17 protein-coding genes and 1 pseudogene are annotated in these 17,621 nt (G+C 71.2%); 15 read left to right on the forward strand and 3 right to left on the reverse strand.

The annotated features are described in order from the left end of the window. Positions 1–22 precede the first annotated feature (22 nt). The gene (locus tag EFK10_RS25650) at positions 23–1,372 is read left to right on the forward strand and encodes a replication-associated recombination protein A (protein WP_127358032.1); all 1,350 of its coding nucleotides are present in this window, start codon (positions 23–25) and stop codon (positions 1,370–1,372) included. Here the strand turns inward: EFK10_RS25650 and EFK10_RS50865 are convergent. Next, positions 1,369–2,078: pseudogene (locus EFK10_RS50865) on the reverse strand (DUF2470 domain-containing protein). The gene EFK10_RS25650 and the pseudogene EFK10_RS50865 sit on opposite strands and share 4 nt — an antisense overlap. Before the next feature lie 214 nt (positions 2,079–2,292). Here EFK10_RS50865 and rpsD point away from each other — a divergent pair. After that, a complete protein-coding gene (rpsD, locus tag EFK10_RS25660) occupies positions 2,293–2,907 on the forward strand; it encodes a 30S ribosomal protein S4 (RefSeq protein ID WP_127358033.1) in 615 nt (204 codons plus the stop codon). Here the strand turns inward: rpsD and EFK10_RS25665 are convergent. Further along, the gene (locus EFK10_RS25665) at positions 2,895–3,716 is read right to left on the reverse strand and encodes an ATP-binding protein (RefSeq protein WP_206305585.1); all 822 of its coding nucleotides are present in this window, start codon (positions 3,714–3,716) and stop codon (positions 2,895–2,897) included. The genes rpsD and EFK10_RS25665 overlap by 13 nt on opposite strands. A 207-nt stretch (positions 3,717–3,923) precedes the next feature. Here EFK10_RS25665 and EFK10_RS25670 point away from each other — a divergent pair, with 207 nt between their 5' ends. From EFK10_RS25670 to nusB, 13 genes are all read left to right on the forward strand, one after another. Then, positions 3,924–4,355, forward strand: coding sequence for a DUF948 domain-containing protein (locus EFK10_RS25670; RefSeq protein ID WP_127358034.1), 432 nt, complete (start codon positions 3,924–3,926; stop codon positions 4,353–4,355). A 5-nt stretch (positions 4,356–4,360) separates the two neighbouring features. Next, positions 4,361–4,648 (forward strand): DUF6167 family protein, encoded by a 288-nt coding sequence (locus EFK10_RS25675; protein ID WP_127358035.1) that lies wholly within the window; start codon positions 4,361–4,363, stop codon positions 4,646–4,648. Continuing rightward, positions 4,648–7,317 (forward strand): alanine--tRNA ligase, encoded by a 2,670-nt coding sequence (gene alaS / locus EFK10_RS25680; RefSeq protein WP_127358036.1) that lies wholly within the window; start codon positions 4,648–4,650, stop codon positions 7,315–7,317. The genes EFK10_RS25675 and alaS overlap by 1 nt, the downstream gene beginning before the upstream one ends. Then, positions 7,317–7,781, forward strand: coding sequence for a Holliday junction resolvase RuvX (gene ruvX / locus EFK10_RS25685; protein WP_127358037.1), 465 nt, complete (start codon positions 7,317–7,319; stop codon positions 7,779–7,781). The genes alaS and ruvX overlap by 1 nt, the downstream gene beginning before the upstream one ends. An 86-nt stretch (positions 7,782–7,867) precedes the next feature. Then, complete coding sequence (gene mltG / locus EFK10_RS25690) at positions 7,868–9,592, forward strand: endolytic transglycosylase MltG (protein ID WP_127358038.1); 1,725 nt, start codon at positions 7,868–7,870, stop codon at positions 9,590–9,592. Positions 9,593–9,621: 29 nt separating this feature from the next. After that, positions 9,622–10,458: a shikimate dehydrogenase gene (locus EFK10_RS25695; protein ID WP_127358039.1), complete on the forward strand. Its 837-nt coding sequence runs from the start codon at positions 9,622–9,624 to the stop codon at positions 10,456–10,458. A gap of 138 nt (positions 10,459–10,596) precedes the next feature. Continuing rightward, complete coding sequence (gene aroC / locus EFK10_RS25700) at positions 10,597–11,781, forward strand: chorismate synthase (RefSeq protein ID WP_127358040.1); 1,185 nt, start codon at positions 10,597–10,599, stop codon at positions 11,779–11,781. Next, positions 11,778–12,293, forward strand: a complete 516-nt coding sequence (locus EFK10_RS25705) for a shikimate kinase (protein ID WP_127358041.1) — start codon at positions 11,778–11,780, stop codon at positions 12,291–12,293. Before aroC ends, EFK10_RS25705 begins: the two co-directional genes overlap by 4 nt. Beyond that, complete coding sequence (gene aroB, locus EFK10_RS25710) at positions 12,290–13,435, forward strand: 3-dehydroquinate synthase (RefSeq protein ID WP_127358042.1); 1,146 nt, start codon at positions 12,290–12,292, stop codon at positions 13,433–13,435. The genes EFK10_RS25705 and aroB overlap by 4 nt, the downstream gene beginning before the upstream one ends. 512 nt (positions 13,436–13,947) lie before the next feature. Further along, a complete protein-coding gene (locus EFK10_RS25715; protein ID WP_127358043.1) occupies positions 13,948–14,613 on the forward strand; it encodes an AAA family ATPase in 666 nt (221 codons plus the stop codon). Between the two features lie 78 nt (positions 14,614–14,691). Then, positions 14,692–15,801 (forward strand): aminopeptidase P family protein, encoded by a 1,110-nt coding sequence (locus tag EFK10_RS25720; protein ID WP_127358044.1) that lies wholly within the window; start codon positions 14,692–14,694, stop codon positions 15,799–15,801. Positions 15,802–15,852: 51 nt separating this feature from the next. After that, the gene (efp, locus tag EFK10_RS25725) at positions 15,853–16,419 is read left to right on the forward strand and encodes an elongation factor P (RefSeq protein ID WP_127358045.1); all 567 of its coding nucleotides are present in this window, start codon (positions 15,853–15,855) and stop codon (positions 16,417–16,419) included. Positions 16,420–16,421: 2 nt separating this feature from the next. Continuing rightward, positions 16,422–16,850: a transcription antitermination factor NusB gene (gene nusB / locus EFK10_RS25730; RefSeq protein WP_127358046.1), complete on the forward strand. Its 429-nt coding sequence runs from the start codon at positions 16,422–16,424 to the stop codon at positions 16,848–16,850. A gap of 178 nt (positions 16,851–17,028) precedes the next feature. Here nusB and bldD read toward each other — a convergent pair whose 3' ends face one another. Beyond that, entirely contained in the window at positions 17,029–17,529 is a 501-nt protein-coding gene (gene bldD / locus EFK10_RS25735; RefSeq protein ID WP_127358047.1) for a transcriptional regulator BldD, read from the reverse strand. Positions 17,530–17,621 lie beyond the last annotated feature (92 nt).

The following is a 17,621-nucleotide window of genomic DNA, read 5'->3' on the forward strand; positions in this document are numbered from 1 at the left end:
CGGTGACATAGGCTTCGATGTCGTGGAGCCCGACCTGTTCACCGCAGCCGCCGAGGACCGCCAGGCTCGTGAGCCGGGCGGCAGTCCCCTGGCCGTACGTATGCGCCCGCGCACCCTGGACGAGGTGGTCGGGCAGGGACACCTGTTGCGGCCGGGATCGCCGCTGCGCCGGCTCGTGGGCGAGGGCGCCGGGGGACCGGCGGGCCCGTCGTCGGTGATCCTGTGGGGCCCGCCGGGGACGGGGAAGACCACGCTGGCGTATGTCGTCAGCCAGGCCACCGAGAAGCGCTTCGTGGAGCTGTCGGCGATCACCGCGGGCGTCAAGGAGGTCCGCGCGGTCATCGAGAGCGCCAAGCAGCAGTCCGGGATGTACGGCCGCGACACCGTGCTGTTCCTCGACGAGATCCACCGCTTCAGCAAGGCGCAGCAGGACACGTTGCTGCCCGCCGTGGAGAACCGCTGGGTCACCCTCATCGCCGCCACCACCGAGAATCCGTACTTCTCGGTGATCTCGCCGCTGCTGTCCCGCTCGCTGCTGCTTACCCTTGAGCCGCTCACCGACGAGGACCTGCGGGGTCTGCTGCGCCGCGCGCTCACCGACGAGCGTGGTCTCGGCGGCGCGGTCACACTGGCCGAGGACGCCGAGGCGCATCTGCTGCGGATAGCGGGCGGCGACGCGCGGCGGGCGCTCACCGCGCTGGAGGCAGGCGCGGGCGCTGCTATGGCGAAGGGCGAGGACTCGGTCAGCCTCGCCACGCTGGAGGAGACCGTCGACCGGGCCGCCGTGAAGTACGACCGCGACGGCGACCAGCACTACGACGTGGCCAGCGCCCTGATCAAGTCGATCCGAGGCTCTGACGTGGACGCCGCCCTGCACTACCTGGCCCGCATGATCGAGGCCGGCGAGGACCCGCGCTTCATCGCCCGGCGCCTGATGATCTCCGCCAGCGAGGACATCGGCCTGGCCGACCCCACCGCGCTGCCCACCGCCGTCGCCGCCGCCCAGGCCGTCGCGCTCATCGGCTTCCCCGAGGCCGCCCTCACCCTCAGCCACGCCACCATCGCGCTCGCCCTGGCACCCAAGTCCAACGCCGCGACCCTGGCCATCGGCGCCGCCCTCGCTGACGTCCGGGCGGGCAAGGCCGGCCCCGTACCGCCCCATCTGCGCGACGGGCACTACAAGGGCGCCGCCAAGCTGGGCCACGCCCAGGGCTACGTCTATCCGCACGACGTGCCGGGCGGCATCGCCGCGCAGCAGTACGCCCCGGACGCCATCCACGGCGCGCGGTACTACGAGCCAACCAGGCACGGCGCCGAGGCGCGGTACGCCGACGTGGTCGAGCGGGTCCGCGAGCGGCTCGCAAGCGACTAGGACGGCTCCGGGCGCGCCACGCCGTACGCCGCCTCGAAGAGGGAGCGCATCGCCCGGTGCAGCTCCTCGGGCCTCGCACCGGCGACCGGAATTCGAAGCGGGCGTCGAAGGCACCGCCGTTCCCGGTGAAGCGCACCCGCAGCCCGAAGCGGTCGAGCGCCAGCGGCACCGCGCGCTCCGGCACGATCTCGCAGGCGCCGCTCGCCAATGCGCACAGCCAGTCGAGCTGGTCGGCGTGCGAGGACGCCAGGTGCTGCAGAAGCTCGGCCTCGTGGTCGACCAGCGGGTCGGCCGCCGCCGCGACGAAGTCCTCCGGGGCGACCGGCTCCGCGCCCCACAGGTCGTCCACCGACACCTCGCCGATCTCCAGGCGCAGCCATACGCTGCCGGGCCTGGCGGGCAGCTCCCGCGCGCAGGTGAGCCACCCGGCGACCCGGGCGCGGCCCCGGATCCGGTTCGGCACCGCCACCGGGGCGACGTCGGTGATCTCCAGCACAGCGGGCAGCTCGTCGGCCTCGGCGTGTGTGGCGGCCCGAACCGCGGGCGAATCCGCCGGAAACAGCAGGAAGACGTCGCCGTCGGTGCCGGTGGTCCGCTCACCAGGGGTGATCTCGTCCTGCCGCACCCCGTCGAGGCCGGGAATGACCAGTACCGCCGACGCTGTACTCTGTACGAGAGTTCGTGTGCGTTCGGCTGCTGACGGCAGTCGAGCGGTTTCATGCCCGCTGGGACGCGGCTGACCATGGGCTGATCGGACCTCCGTCATCCCTTCGCCTTGGGTTTCACCAACGGCGTCGGGTCCAACGCTGTTGGAAAGAGCGTTGGCGTTGTCTGTGATGCGCTTGGTGTTCCCAGGGCGAGACATGCGATCTCCTCAGTTAAGGTAACCCTAACCTAACTTACACGGAGGTCTGGAGAACGTGCCTAACCAGTCGCGTCCCAAGGTCAAGAAGTCCAGGGCGCTCGGTATCGCGCTCACCCCGAAGGCTGTCAAGTACTTCGAGGCCCGCCCCTACCCGCCGGGCGAGCACGGTCGCGGCCGCAAGCAGAACAGCGACTACAAGGTCCGTCTGCTCGAGAAGCAGCGCCTCCGCGCTCAGTACGACATCTCCGAGCGCCAGATGGCCCGCGCCTACGACCGCGCCAAGAAGGCCGAAGGCAAGACCGGTGAGGCCCTGGTCGTCGAGCTGGAGCGCCGCCTGGACGCCCTCGTCCTGCGCGCCGGGCTGGCCCGCACCATCTACCAGGCCCGCCAGCAGGTCGTGCACGGCCACATCGAGGTCAACGGCCAGAAGGTCGACAAGCCGTCCTTCCGCGTGAAGCCGGACGACGTCGTCCAGGTCCGCGAGCGCTCCCGCAACAAGACGCCGTTCCAGGTCGCCCGTGAGGGTGGCTGGGCCGGCGAGGGCGAGGTCGCCAAGTACCTGCAGGTCAACCTGCAGGCGCTGGCCTTCCGCCTGGACCGTCTGCCGAACCGTCGCGAGGTCCCCGTGATCTGCGACGAGCAGCTCGTCGTCGAGTACTACGCCCGCTGATCCAGCGTTTCGGCCGCTCCGGTCGATTCAGCGCGTACGACCGGCCCGCCGTCTCCCCGGAGACGGCGGGCCGTCTCGCGTACCGGGCCGCGCAGCACCCGGGTCCGGGTCAGCAGCGCGAAGCGGTCGTCGAGCCGCTCCAGGATCTGCTCCAGCGGCAGCGCCCGCATCCGGCCCGCCGCCAGCTCCAGGGCCAGCGGGAGGCCGTCCAGACGGCGGCACGGCTCCGCCACCTCGGACCGGTTGGCCTCGTCCACCGCGAAGCCGGGCAGCGCGGCCGCCGCCCGGTCCGCGAAGAGCTCCACCGCGCCATCCGCCAGCGGATCGAGGGGCAGTACGTGTTCCCCCGCCACGCCCAGCGGCTGCCGGGAGGTAGCCAGCACCCGCAACCCCGGCGCCCGCCGCAGCAGCGCCTCGGTCAGCCGGGCGGTGGCCTCCACCTGTCGCTCGCAGCAGTCCAGCACCAGCCGCAGCTCCCGGTCGGCCAGGTGGGCGGCCAGCGCGGCCAGCGGCAGCCGGGTGGTGTGGTCGGTCAGCCCCAGCGCCTCGGCCACCGAGTGCTCCACCAGCCCGGGGTCCCGTACGCGCGCCAGCTTCACCAGCCAGGCCCCGTCGGGGAATCGGTCGCCCGAGGCGGCCTCCACGGCCGCCCGCACCGCGAGCCGGCTCTTGCCGACCCCGCCGACCCCGCTCAGCGTGACCAGTCTGGCCCGGCCCAGCAGGGCGGCGACCTCCGACAGGTCACGCCGGCGCCCCACGAAGTGGTTCAGCTCCGCGGGGAGGTTGCCTGGGGTCGGATGGGGCCGCATTGGTCACGGAGCGTACTGACGGGTGTGCGGAACGTACAGCCAGGGCGTCAACCCCCGTCGTCGATCCGGCCGTCCGCCCCGCCGGTAATGCGGTACGGGGGCCGGGGTCCGGCGCGATAAGGTCGGTATCTGTTATCGGTTCTCCATTGTCGATTCCCGAGTACCGATGCGGAATCAACCGCCGTGCAACTTCCAAGGAGCAGCTTCGTGTCCGGTGGAGAGGTGGCCGGCCTCATCGTGGCCGTCTTCTGGGCGATCCTGGTGTCCTTCCTGGCCGTGGTCCTGGTCAGGCTGGCGCAGACGCTGCGGCAGGCGACGCGGCTCGTCGCGGACGTCACCGAGCAGGCCGTGCCGCTGCTCGGCGAGGCGTCGGCCGCGGTGCGCTCCGCGCACACCCAGCTGGACCGGGTGGACACCATCACGTCGGACGTCGCCGAAGTCACCGCCAACGCGTCCGCGCTCTCCACCACCGTCGCCTCCACCTTCGGCGGCCCGCTGGTCAAGGTGGCCGCCTTCGGCTACGCCGTCAGGCGCGCGTTCGGCCTCCAGGCCGGCGGGGCCAAGGGCGCGGCGAAGAAGCACACCGTGGTCGTCGGCCGGACCCTGCCGTCCGCCCGTGACCGTAAGTCGAGGGGCTGACCTGCATGTTCCGCCGCGCTTTCTGGTTCACCGCCGGCGCTGCAACCGGTGTCTGGGCCACCACCAAGGTCCACCGCAAGATCCGCAGCCTCAGCCCCGAGAGCCTGGCCGCCAAGGCGGCCGACAAGGCGCTCGAAGCGGGGGACCGGCTGCGCACCTTCGCGCAGGACGTACGCGCCGGCATGGCCGAGCGCGAGGACCAGCTCAACGACGCACTGGGCCGTACGGCCCCTGATCTCGATCTCCCCGGGCAGCGCCCGGCGATCGCGTACAACCGGAAGGACGATCACTGATGGAGTCGGCTGAAATCCGCCGCCGCTGGCTGCGCTTCTTCGAGGAGCGCGGGCACACCGTTGTGCCTTCGGCGTCCCTCATCGCCGACGACCCCACGCTGCTGCTGGTCCCGGCGGGCATGGTCCCCTTCAAGCCGTACTTCCTCGGTGAGGTCAAACCCCCCTTCAAGCGCGCCACGAGCGTGCAGAAGTGCGTGCGCACCCCCGACATCGAAGAGGTCGGCAAGACCACCCGGCACGGCACGTTCTTCCAGATGTGCGGCAACTTCTCCTTCGGCGACTACTTCAAGGAAGGCGCCATCACCTACGCCTGGGAGCTGCTCACCAGCTCCGTGGCGGACGGCGGCTTCGGCCTTGAACCCGAGAAGCTCTGGATCACCGTCTACGAGGACGACGACGAGGCCGAGCAGATCTGGCGCGAGAAGATCGGCGTCCCCGCCGAGCGCATCCAGCGCCTCGGCATGGGCCCCAACTTCTGGTCCATGGGCGTCCCCGGCCCCTGCGGCCCGTGCTCCGAGATCAACTACGACCGCGGCCCCGAGTTCGGCGAAGAGGGCGGGCCGGCGGTCAACGACGAGCGGTACGTGGAGATCTGGAACCTGGTCTTCATGCAGTACGAGCGCGGCGAGGGCACCGGCAAGGAGGACTTCCCGATCCTCGGCGACCTGCCCGCCAAGAACATCGACACCGGCCTCGGTCTCGAACGCCTCGCCATGATCCTGCAGGGCGTACAGAACATGTACGAGACCGACAACCTGCGCGTCGTCATCGACAAGGCGACCGAGCTGAGTGGGGTCGCCTACGGCGCCGCCCACGCCTCCGACGTGTCGCTGCGCGTGGTCGCGGACCACATGCGTACGTCCGTCATGCTCATCGGCGACGGCGTCAGCCCCGGCAACGAGGGCCGCGGCTACGTGCTGCGTCGCATCATGCGCCGTGCCATCCGCAACATGCGTCTGCTCGGCGCCAACCAGCCGGTCGTCGCCGACCTGGTGGACGTCGTCATCAACTCGATGGGCCAGCAGTACCCGGAGCTGATCGAGGACCGCAAGCGCATCGAGACCGTCGCCCTGGCCGAGGAGGCCGCCTTCCTCAAGACGCTCAAGGCCGGCACCAACATCCTCGACACCGCCGTCAGCGAGACCAAGGCCTCCGGCGGCAAGGTGCTTCCCGGTGACAAGGCCTTCCTGCTCCACGACACCTGGGGCTTCCCGATCGACCTCACCCTCGAAATGGCCTTCGAGCAGGGCCTGTCGGTGGACGAGGAGGGCTTCCGCCGGCTCATGAAGGAGCAGCGGGACCGCGCCAAGGCCGACGCCATGGTCAAGAAGAGCGGCCACGCCGACCTCTCCGCCTACCGGGCCGTCGCCGACGCCGCCGGCACCACCGAGTTCACCGGCTACACCCACAATGAGGGCGAGGCCACCGTCGTCGGCCTGCTGGTCGACGGCGTGCCGTCCCCGGCCGCCAACGAGGGCGACGAGGTCGAGGTCATCCTCGACCGCACCCCCTTCTACGCCGAGGGCGGCGGCCAGCTCGCCGACACCGGCCGGATCCGGATCGACACCGGCGCCGTCATCGAGGTCCGCGACGTCCAGCAGCCGGTGCCGGGTGTCACCGTGCACAAGGGCGTCGTCCAGGTCGGCGAGGTCACCGTCGGCTCGGGCGCCCTGGCCCAGATCGACCTCGTACGCCGCCGGTCCATCGCCCGCGCCCACAGCGCCACCCACCTCACCCACCAGGCGCTGCGCGACGCCCTCGGCCCGACCGCCGCCCAGGCCGGTTCGGAGAACTCCCCGGGCCGCTTCCGCTTCGACTTCGGCTCGCCGACCGCCGTCCCCGGCACGGTGCTCACCGACGTCGAGCAGAAGATCAACGAGGTGCTCGCCCGCGAACTCGACGTGACCGCCGAGGTCCTGCCGATCGCCGAGGCCAAGAAGCAGGGCGCCATCGCCGAGTTCGGCGAGAAGTACGGCGACCGGGTGCGCGTCGTCACCATCGGCGACTACTCCAAGGAGCTGTGCGGCGGCACGCACGTCGGCAACACCGCCCAGCTCGGCCTGGTCAAGCTGCTTGGCGAGTCCTCGATCGGCTCCGGCGTGCGCCGCGTCGAGGCCCTGGTCGGGGTGGACGCCTACAACTTCCTGGCCCGCGAGCACACGATCGTCTCCCAGCTCACGGACCTGGTGAAGGGCCGCCCCGAGGAGCTGCCCGACAAGATCTCCGGCGTCCTGGCCAAGCTCAAGGACGCCGAGAAGGAGATCGAGCGCTTCCGCGCCGACAAGGTGCTCCAGGCCGCCGCCGGGCTCGCCGCCGGCGCCCAGGACGTCAAGGGCGTCGCCCTGGTGACCGGTACGGTCCCGGAGGGCACCGGCGGCGACGACCTGCGCAAGCTGGTCCTGGACGTACGGCAGCGCATCACCGGCGGCCGCCCGGCCGTCGTGGCCCTGTTCACCGTGACGAACGGCCGCCCGCTGACCGTCGTCGCCACCAACGAGGCCGCCCGCGAACGCGGCATCAAGGCCGGCGAGCTGGTCCGTACCGCCGCCAAGACCCTCGGCGGCGGCGGTGGCGGCAAGGACGACGTGGCCCAGGGCGGTGGCCAGAACCCGGCCGCCGTCGGGGAGGCCATCGGCGCCGTCCAGCGTCTCGTCGCTGAGAAGGCCTGATGCGCAGGGGCCGGCGCCTCGCGATCGACGTCGGGGACGCCCGGATCGGGGTCGCCTCGTGCGACCCCGACGGGGTCCTCGCCACCCCGGTCGAGACCGTGCCGGGGCGCGACGTCCCGGCGGCCAAGCGCCGGCTCAGCGAGATCGTCGCCGAGTACGAGCCGATCGAGGTCGTCGTCGGGCTCCCTCGCTCCCTCAGCGGTAGCGAGGGACCCGCCGCGGCCAAGGTCAGGGCCTTCGCGCAGGATGTGGCGAAAATCATCACACCGGTCCCGGTGCGGCTGGTCGACGAGCGGATGACCACCGTCACCGCCACCCATGGACTGCGCGCTTCGGGCGTCAAGGCCAAGAAGGGCCGGGCCGTGGTGGATCAAGCGGCTGCCGTCGTCATCCTGCAGAGCGCACTTGAGACCGAACGGGTGTCTGGTAAAGCTCCGGGCGAGAGCGTCGAACCGTTTATCTGATCGCGGTACGGTAACGTTCCGCGCTGCACAGCCCTTCCACAAGCGGGGCTGCCGACCGGCTGCCACCACGCGAGGCTAGGGGATCGATGACTGACTATGGCCGGAGCCCCGGCTCCGAACCGTGGCACCCCGAAGATCCTCTCTTCGGTGACCAGTGGGACAGCAACCAGCAGCACCAGCAGCAGCCCCAGTACCGGCAGCAGCAGGGCGGCTGGGACCCATACGCGACGGGCCAGCAGCCCCAGTACGACCAGCAGGGCTACCAGCAGCCGCAGCAGCACCAGCAGCCGCAGCAGCACCAGCAGCCGCAGCAGCAGTACGACACTTGGGGCGGCGCCCCGGCCGCGTACGGCGGGAACCCGGGCGACCCATACGGCGACCCCTACGCCAACGGCGGCCAGCAGGCCGACTACTACGGCCAGGGCGGCTACCCGCCGCCCCAGCCCCCGCAGTACCAGGGGCAGCAGCCGCAACACCCCCAGCAGCCCCAACAGCAGCAGCACTACGGGCAGCAGCAGTACGACCAGCAACAGCAGCCCCAACAACAGCAGCAGCCGCAGCCCCAGCAGCAGCCGCTGCGCACCAGCCCCCCGCCGCCCGCGGACTGGGACCCCGAGGCGATCCCCGCCGAGGAGACCCACGCCTTCTTCACCGGCGGCGACGATGACGACGAGGACGACGACCCGCGCGACGGCCGTCGCACACGCGGCGGCAAGGGCAAGACCAAGGGCGGCAAGAAGCGCCGCAGCGGCTGCGCGTGCCTCGTCGTGCTGCTCGTCCTCGGCGGCGGTGGCGCGGGCGCGACCTGGTACGGCTACCAGTACTACCAGCAGCACTTCGGCCCGGCCCCGGACTACTCCGGCTCCGGCAAGGGCGAGGTCCAGGTCGAGATCCCCAAGGGAGCGAACGGGGTCGCGATCGGCAACATCCTCAAGAAGGCCGACGTGGTCAAGAGCGTCGAGGCCTTCACAACGGCGGTCAGCGCCGACCCCAAGGGCCAGCTCATCCAGGCCGGCGTCTACGTGCTACGCGGGCAGATGTCCGCCAAGTCGGCCGTCACGATGATGCTCGACCCCAGCTCCCAGAACGTGCTGATCATCCCCGAGGGCCTGCGCGCCACCAAGATCTACGGGCTGATCGACGCCAAGCTCAAGGTCAGCTCCGGCACCACCGAGAAGGCCGCCCAGGACAACGTCGGCTCGCTCGGCCTGCCCTCGTACGCCGGCGACAACCCCGAGGGCTTCCTCTACCCGGCGCGCTACTCGATCGGCAGCAAGATCACGCCCGTCGCCCTGCTCAAGCAGATGGTCCAGAACGCCAAGACCGAGTACACCAAGCTCGACCTCGCCGCCGCGGGCAAGAACGTCAACCTCACCAGCGCCTACGACGTGATAATCGAGGCGAGCATCCTGCAGGCCGAGGTCGACCAGAAGGCGGACATGGGCAAGGCCGCCCGCGCCCTTTACAACCGGCTCAACACCACCCGCACCAACCACAAGCTGGAGCTCGACTCGACGCTGCAGTACCACCTGGACAAGACCAATCTGACCAGCGCCGAACTCGCCTCGAACGCCGGTGGCTTCAACACCTACACCAACACCGGCCTGCCTCCGACGCCCATCGCCAACCCGGGCGCCGACGCCATAGAGGCCGTCCTGAACCCGACCAAGGGCGACTGGGTGTACTGGGTGACGGTCAAGCCCGGCGACACCCGCTTCGCCGTGACCTGGGCCGACCACCTCAAGAACGTCAAGGTGTACTGCGAATACCATGGCCAGACCCTGAACTCGACCTCCGGATCGTGCCAGTAACCAGACCGCCGCAGGAGCCCTGAACCCGTATGCCCAGCGCCCGCAGAGCAGCAGTGCTCGGCTCGCCCATCGGCCACTCGCTCTCCCCGGTGCTGCACCGCGCCGCCTATGCCGAGCTGGGCCTGACCGGCTGGTCGTACGACCGCTTCGAGGTGGATGAGGAGGCCTTGCCGGGTTTCCTCAAGGAGCTGGAGGCCGAACGGCAGCGGTGGGCCGGTCTCTCGCTCACCATGCCGCTGAAGCGCGCGGTGATCCCACTCCTCGACGAGATCACCGAAACGGCGGCCTCCGTCGAGGCCGTCAACACGGTGGTCCTCACCGACGACGGCCGCCGCCTCGGCGACAACACCGACATCCCCGGCATGGTCGCCGCCCTGCGCGAGCGCGGCGTCGACCGCGTCGAATCGGCCGCCGTCCTCGGCGCCGGCGCCACCGCATCCTCCGCCCTGGCCGCCCTCTCGGCCATCTGCACCGGCGAGGTCACCGCGTACGTACGCAGCCCCGACCGTGCCGCCGAGATGCGCCAGTGGGGTGAGCGGCTGGGCGTCGCAGTCCGCACCGCCGCCTGGGAGGACGCCGCCGAGGCGCTCCACGCTCCGCTGGTGATCGCCACGACCCCTGCGGGGGCTGCCGACGCGCTGGCCGGCGCCGTGCCCGAGGCCCCGGGCACGCTCTTCGACGTGCTCTACAACCCGTGGCCCACGCCGCTTGCCGCCGCCTGGTCAGCGCGCGGCGGCGCGGTCGTCGGCGGGCTCGACCTCCTGGTGCACCAGGCGATGCTGCAGGTCGAGCAGATGACCGGGCTCAAGCCCGCCCCGCTCGCCGCGATGCGCGCGGCGGGTGAGGCAGCGCTGCGCGGCCGCTGAGTGCGTCCGCACCGTGGACCGGCGCAAACTACGTTGGGAAACGTGGGAGGATCGAATGGCAGCTTTCGCCCCGAGCCGCAGTCGTACGAAGAGGGGCGCTGGCCGCACTTTCGTACGCGCAGTACTTGAGGAGCACCGTTGAGCAGGTTGCGCTGGCTGACCGCGGGGGAGTCGCACGGCCCCGCACTCGTGGCGACGCTGGAGGGACTTCCCGCCGGCGTGCCGATCACCACGGACATGGTGGCGGACGCGCTGGCGCGGCGGCGGCTGGGCTATGGCCGCGGTGCCCGGATGAAGTTCGAGCGGGACGAGGTCACCTTCCTGGGGGGTGTACGGCACGGCCTGTCGCTCGGCAGCCCGGTCGCGGTCATGGTCGGCAACACCGAGTGGCCCAAGTGGGAGCAGGTCATGGCGGCCGACCCCGTCGACCCCGAGATCCTCGCCGGCCTGGCCCGCAACGCCCCGCTGACCCGGCCCCGCCCCGGCCACGCCGACCTGGCGGGCATGCAGAAGTACGGCTTCGACGAGGCCCGGCCGATCCTGGAGCGCGCCAGCGCCCGTGAGACCGCCGCCCGCGTCGCGCTGGGCGCGGTGGCCCGCTCGTACCTCAAGGAGACCACCGGCATCGAGATCGTCTCCCATGTCGTGGAGCTGGCGGCGGCCAAGGCCCCGTACGGCGTTTACCCGACCCCGGCGGACGTCGAGCAGCTCGACGCCGACCCGGTGCGCTGCCTGGACGCCGACGCCGGCAAGCGGATGGTCGCCGAGATCGACCAGGCCCACAAGGACGGCGACACCCTCGGCGGCGTGGTGGAGGTGCTCGCGTACGGCGTGCCGGTGGGCCTCGGCTCGCACGTGCACTGGGACCGCCGGCTGGACGCACGACTGGCCGCCGCGCTGATGGGCATCCAGGCCATCAAGGGCGTTGAGGTCGGCGACGGCTTCGGCCTCGCCCGGGTGCCGGGCTCCAAGGCACATGACGAGATCGTCCCGACCGCCGACGGCATCCGCCGCACCACCGGCCGCTCAGGCGGCACCGAGGGTGGCCTGACCACCGGCGAGCTGCTGCGTGTACGGGCCGCCATGAAGCCGATCGCGACCGTGCCGCGCGCGCTGGCCACGATCGACGTGACCACCGGCGAGGTGGCCCAGGCCCACCACCAGCGCTCGGACGTGTGCGCGGTGCCGGCCGCCGGGATCGTCGCCGAGGCGATGGTCGCGCTGGTGCTGGCCGACGCGGTGGCCGAGAAGTTCGGCGGCGACAGCGTCCCCGAGACCCGCCGCAACGTCCAGGGCTACCTCGACAATCTGGTCATCCGATGAGCGCGCCCGCGGTGGTCCTGGTCGGACCCATGGGCGTCGGCAAGACCACGGTCGGTGAGCTGGTGGCTGCCCACCTCGGCATGGTCTGCCGGGACACCGACGCCGACATCGTCGCCGCCCAGGGCCGGCCCATCGCCGAGATCTTCGTCGACGAGGGTGAGACGCACTTCCGCGCCCTCGAGGCCGAGGCGGTGCGCGCGGCTCTGGCCGAGCACGACGGCGTCCTGGCGCTCGGCGGCGGCGCCATCCTCAGCGACGACACCCGCAAGCTGCTCACCGGGCTGCCGGTGGTCTTCCTCGACATGGGCGTCGCCGAGGCGGTCAAGCGCGTCGGCCTGGACACCGCCCGCCCGCTGCTGGCCGTCAACCCCCGCCAGAAATGGCGCGAGTTGATGGAGGCCCGTCGCCCGCTCTACACCGAGGTGGCCCGCGCCGTCGTCAGCACCGAAGGCCGCACCGCCGAGGAAGTCGCCGAAGTCGTCCTGGACGCCCTGGAGTTGAAGCCCGTATGACCGCCGCCCCCACCCGCATCCAGGTCGCCGGCAGCGCGGGCACCGCACCGTACGAGGTGCTCGTCGGCCGGCAGTTGCTCGGCGAACTGCCCGGCCTGATCGGCACCGACGCCCGCCCGTTGCCCACCACCACCCTCAACGGAGGCGCTGCGCGCCGCGGTGGTATTCAAAGGGTCGCCGTGCTGCACCCCGAGGCGCTGGCCGCTACCGGCGAGGCACTGCGCGAGGACCTCGCGGAGCAGGGCTACGAGGCCATCGCGATCCAGCTCCCGAACGCCGAGGAGTCCAAGACCGTCGAGGTCGCCGCCTACTGCTGGAAGGCCCTCGGCCAGACGGGCTTCACCCGCACCGACATCATCGTCGGCGTCGGCGGCGGCGCGACCACGGACCTGGCCGGCTTCGTCGCCGCGACCTGGCTGCGCGGTGTGCGCTGGATCGCCGTACCGACCACCGTGCTCGGCATGGTCGACGCGGCGGTCGGCGGCAAGACCGGCATCAACACCGCCGAGGGCAAGAACCTCGTCGGCGCCTTCCACCCGCCCGCCGGCGTGCTGTGCGACCTGGCCGCGCTCGACTCGCTGCCGGTCAATGACTACGTCAGCGGTCTCGCCGAGATCATCAAGGCCGGCTTCATCGCCGACCCGACGATCCTCGACCTCATCGAGTCCGACCCCGTCGCCGCCCGCAGCCCCGAAGGTGCCCACACCCAGGAACTGCTGGAGCGCGCGATCCGGGTCAAGGCCGAGGTGGTCTCCTCCGACCTCAAGGAGTCGGGGCTCCGCGAGATCCTCAACTACGGTCACACGCTGGCCCACGCCATCGAGAAGAACGAGCGCTACAACTGGCGCCACGGCGCCGCCGTCTCCATCGGCATGGTCTTCGCCGCCGAACTCGGCCGCCTCGCCGGCCGCTTGGACGACGCCACCGCCGACCGCCACCGCGCCGTCCTCGAGTCCGTCGGCCTCCCCCTCAGCTACCGCTACGACCAGTGGCCCAAGCTCCTCGAAACCATGAAGGTCGACAAGAAGTCCCGCGGCGACCGCCTCCGCTTCATCGTCCTCGACGGCCTCGCCAAGCCCACGGTCCTGGAAGGCCCGGACCCGGCCGTGCTGATTGCGGCTTACGCCGAGGTCGCCAAGTAGCTGGGTTGGGGGTAGGCCGTCCTCCCCCACTCAAAGGAAGCTTTGGGGGAGGCTGGCCCAACCCGGCCGCACCCGGCAACGGGTACGCACCACGACGGTGGGTGGGCGGGGCCGGCTCGGCGCCCTGAGGCCGGCCCGGGGGGCTGGTTCCCCCACCCCGCCCCTTCCCGAAACCAGGGGCGCTGCCCCTGGACCCCGGACAGGTGCATTGTTGGGCGCGGGTCCGTGGCCGGGTTGTGCCAGCTCCCCCAGCTAGACGCTGGGTGGGGGTACCCCCGGCCGAAGGCTGGGGGAGTGCCCCCATCTCGCTCCGCTCGCCTTGCGGAACGTGCTCCCACAACCCGGTGGGCCCCGGGCCGGGGCCCGGGGCGGAACCCCGGAAGCCTAGCGGGGAGGGGCGGGCGGGCCGGGCCGTTCACACAACTGGGCCCCGGGACGGTACCGTTCGGTAGCGAACGGCGCTGAATCCGCCGGTCGTGTAAGCAAAGCCGTACGAGACGGAGTGGGCCGACATGCAGCACGCTGTGGGGCCGCCGCAGCCCTCCGGCACCACCGGGCACTTCCCCCTGCCGCCAGGTGCCGCGGTCCAGCTGCCGCAGGCACAGCCGCAGGCGCAGCCACACGCACCCGTGGCGGTCCTGCTGATCGGCGCGGCGGGCGCGGGCAAGACGACCATCGCCCGCCACTGGGCGGACCACCGCGGCGTACCGACGGCGCACATCAGCCTGGACGACGTACGTGAATGGGTGCGGTCGGGGTTCGCGGACCCCCAGTCGGGCTGGAACGAGCACTCCGAGGCGCAGTATCGACTCGCCCGCCGCACCTGCGGGTTCTCGGCCCGCAATTTCCTGGCCAACGGCATCTCCTGCATCATCGACGACGCCGTCTTCCCCGACCGGCCCGTGGTCGGCCTCGGCGGCTGGAAGCGGCACGTGGGCCCCGGGCTGCTGCCCGTCGTCCTCCTCCCCGGCCTGGACGTGGTCCTGGCCCGCAACGCGCAGCGCTCGGGCAACCGCCGCCTGTCCGATGACGAGGTCGCCCGCATCCACGGCCGCATGGCCGGCTGGTACGGCTCCGGGCTGCCCATCATCGACAACTCCCAGCTCGACGTCCCCGCTGCCGCGACCGCGCTCGACAGCGTCGTGGCCCGCAGCCTCCAGGGGCCCCCGGCCTGGTAGGCGCACGTGGGGCCCGGCGAGCGCACTGCCGGACCCTCTCAAGAGGCCGTCCGCCGGGCCCCGACGTACGCTCGCCACATGTCCGAGGTGCACGCTGTCCGCCGGGAACGTCTTCGTGACCGCTGCGCCGCGGCCGGGGCGGAAGCGGCCCTGGTCTCGCGCCCGGCCAACGTCCGTTACCTGACCGGCTGCGCCCCCGCCGACGCCGTCCTGCTGGTCGGTCCCGGCTCGCAGGACGTCCTGGTCCACCGCCGCCGGCCGTCCGGCGACCTCGCCGAGGGCCAGGTGCCGGAGGACGTACGGGCCGTGGTGCTGCCCGCGCCGGACGGCGACCCGGTCGTGGCCGCAGCCGGTCTCGCCCAGGAGCGCAAGGCCGAGGCGCTGGCCGTCGAGGAGCACCACCTGACGGTCGCCCGGCACCGCGCCATCGCCTCCGTCGTGCCCGGCATCCGGCTGGCCGACCTGGGCGGGGCTGTGGAGCAGCTGCGCCTGGTCAAGGACGAGCAGGAGATCTCGGCCCTGCGGATCTCCGCCGAGATCGCCGACCAGGCCCTCGGCGAACTGCTGGAATCCATCCTGGTCGGCCGCACCGAACGGCACCTCGCCCTGGAACTGGAGCGCCGCCTGGTCGACCACGGCGCCGACGGCCCCGCCTTCCCCACGTACGTCGGGACCGGGCCCCACTCCGGCGCCGCGAACCACCTCCCGACCGACCGGCGGGTCGAGGAGGGCGACTTCCTCACCGTCTGTCTGGGCGCCAACTACCGCGGATACCGGTGCGAGGTCGGCCGTACCTTCGTCATCGGGACGACTCCCGCCGACTGGCAGATCGACCTGTACGAGCTGGTCTTCGCCGCCCAGCGAGCCGGCCGCGAGGCCCTCGCACCGGGTGTGGCCTGCCGCGATGTCGACCGTGCCGCCCGCCAACTGGTGGCCTCCGCCGGGTACGCGGAAGCGCTGGGGGAGAGCACCGGGCACGGCGTCGGCCTGGAGATCGGCGAGGACCCTCGGCTGTCGCCCGCGGCCATGGGTAAACTGGACGCTTGCGTGCCGGTCACCGTCGAACCGGGGGTCCACCTTCCGGGCCGAGGCGGTGTCCGCATCGACGACACACTCGTCGTACGTCCTCAGGCGGACGGCGGGCCCGAGCTACTCACCATCACGACCAAGGAGCTGCTCGCCCTTTAGTGGGCGCGCACATTTGGTCTCCGCAGCAGCAGTCCAGGAGATTCCGCAACCGTGGCATCCACGAACGACCTCAAGAACGGCCTCGTGCTCAAGCTCGACGGAGGCCAGCTCTGGTCCGTAGTCGAGTTCCAGCACGTCAAGCCCGGCAAGGGCCCCGCCTTCGTCCGTACGAAGCTCAAGAACGTGCTCTCCGGCAAGGTCGTCGACAAGACCTTCAACGCCGGTGTGAAGGTCGAGACGGCCAACGTCGACAAGCGCGGCATGCAGTTCTCCTACAAGGACGGCGAGAGCTTCGTGTTCATGGACATGGACACGTACGACCAGATCTACGTCTCTCCCGAGGTGGTCGGCGACGCCGCCAACTACCTCCTCGAGGGCTTCGAGGCCGTCGTCGCGATGTACGAGGGCTCGCCGCTCTACATCGAACTCCCGGCCGCTGTCGAACTCGTCATCGAGTACACCGAGCCCGGCGTCCAGGGCGACCGCTCCACTGGCGGCACCAAGCCCGCGCGCCTGGAGACCGGTTACGAGGTCGGCGTGCCGCTCTTCATCACCACGGGTGAGAAGATCAAGGTCGACACCCGCACGGGTGACTACCTCGGCCGGGTGAACAACTAACCGTGGCTGCCCGCAACAAGGCCCGCAAGCGGGCCTTCCAGATCCTCTTCGAGGCGGAGCAGCGGGGTGTCGGCCCCAAGATCGCCATGGCGGACTGGATACGGCTCGCCCGGACCGACGACCGGCAACCGCCGGTCAGCGAGTACACCATGCAGCTCATCGAGGGCTACGCGGCTCACGCCGAGCGCATCGACGAGCTGCTTGCCACGTATGCCGTCGGCTGGACCCTCGACCGCATGCCGGTCGTTGACCGCAACGTCCTGCGCCTCGGCGCGTACGAGCTGATCTGGGAGGACGACGTCCCCGACGCTGTCGTCCTGGACGAGGCCGTGCAGCTCGCCAAGGAGTTCTCCACGGAGGAGTCGCCGGCCTTCGTGAACGGCCTGCTGGCTCGGCTCAAGGACCTCAAGCCCGGCCTGCGGCGCGACTAGCGCTTACGGCTTCGCCGCGGCACCGAGGCCCGGAACGCATCGCGTTCCGGGCCTCGGCCTTTTTCCGCCGCGGGCCCGCTCGCCCTGCGGACGCCTTCTGGCCAAAAAGGCGCCCGGGTGTCCGGCGTCCGTTTGGACGCCGCACACCCGGGCGAACGTTTCTGCTGAACCGAGGGCGTCAGCCCTCCTCCTGCTGGACGGCGCGGCGCGCGTCCGCGTCCAGGACGCCCCAGCTGATGAGCTGGTCGGTGAGGACCGAAGGGGACTGGTCGTAGATGACGGCGAGGGTGCGGAGGTCGTCCTGGCGGATCGAGAGCACCTTGCCGTTGTAGTCACCACGCTGGCTCTGGATGGTGGCGGCGTAGCGCTGGAGCGGGCCGGCCTTGTCGGACGGCACCTGGGAGAGCCGCTCAAGGTCGAGCACAAGCTTCGGCGGCGGCTCGGCAGCCCCGCCGGGCGCGGACCCGGGCAGCAGCTCCTGCACCGGCACGCCGTAGAAATCGGCGAGCTCGGCAAGGCGCTGCACGGTCACCGCACGGTCGCCGCGCTCGTACGAGCCGACGACCACGGCCTTCCAGCGGCCCTGGGACTTCTCCTCGACGCCGTGGAGGGAGAGTCCCTGCTGCGTGCGGATGGCACGGAGCTTGGCTCCGAGCTGTTTGGCGTAATCGCTGGACATAAGGCTCCCCGGACGAAAACTCAGTAACTCACTGTGAGGTTACGCAGCGTAATTGGAATCCGTCAAGCCGAATGGGCCACACCGGTACCACC

This window comes from Streptomyces soli (assembly GCF_003999195.1).
GTDB lineage: Bacteria > Actinomycetota > Actinomycetes > Streptomycetales > Streptomycetaceae > Actinacidiphila > Actinacidiphila soli.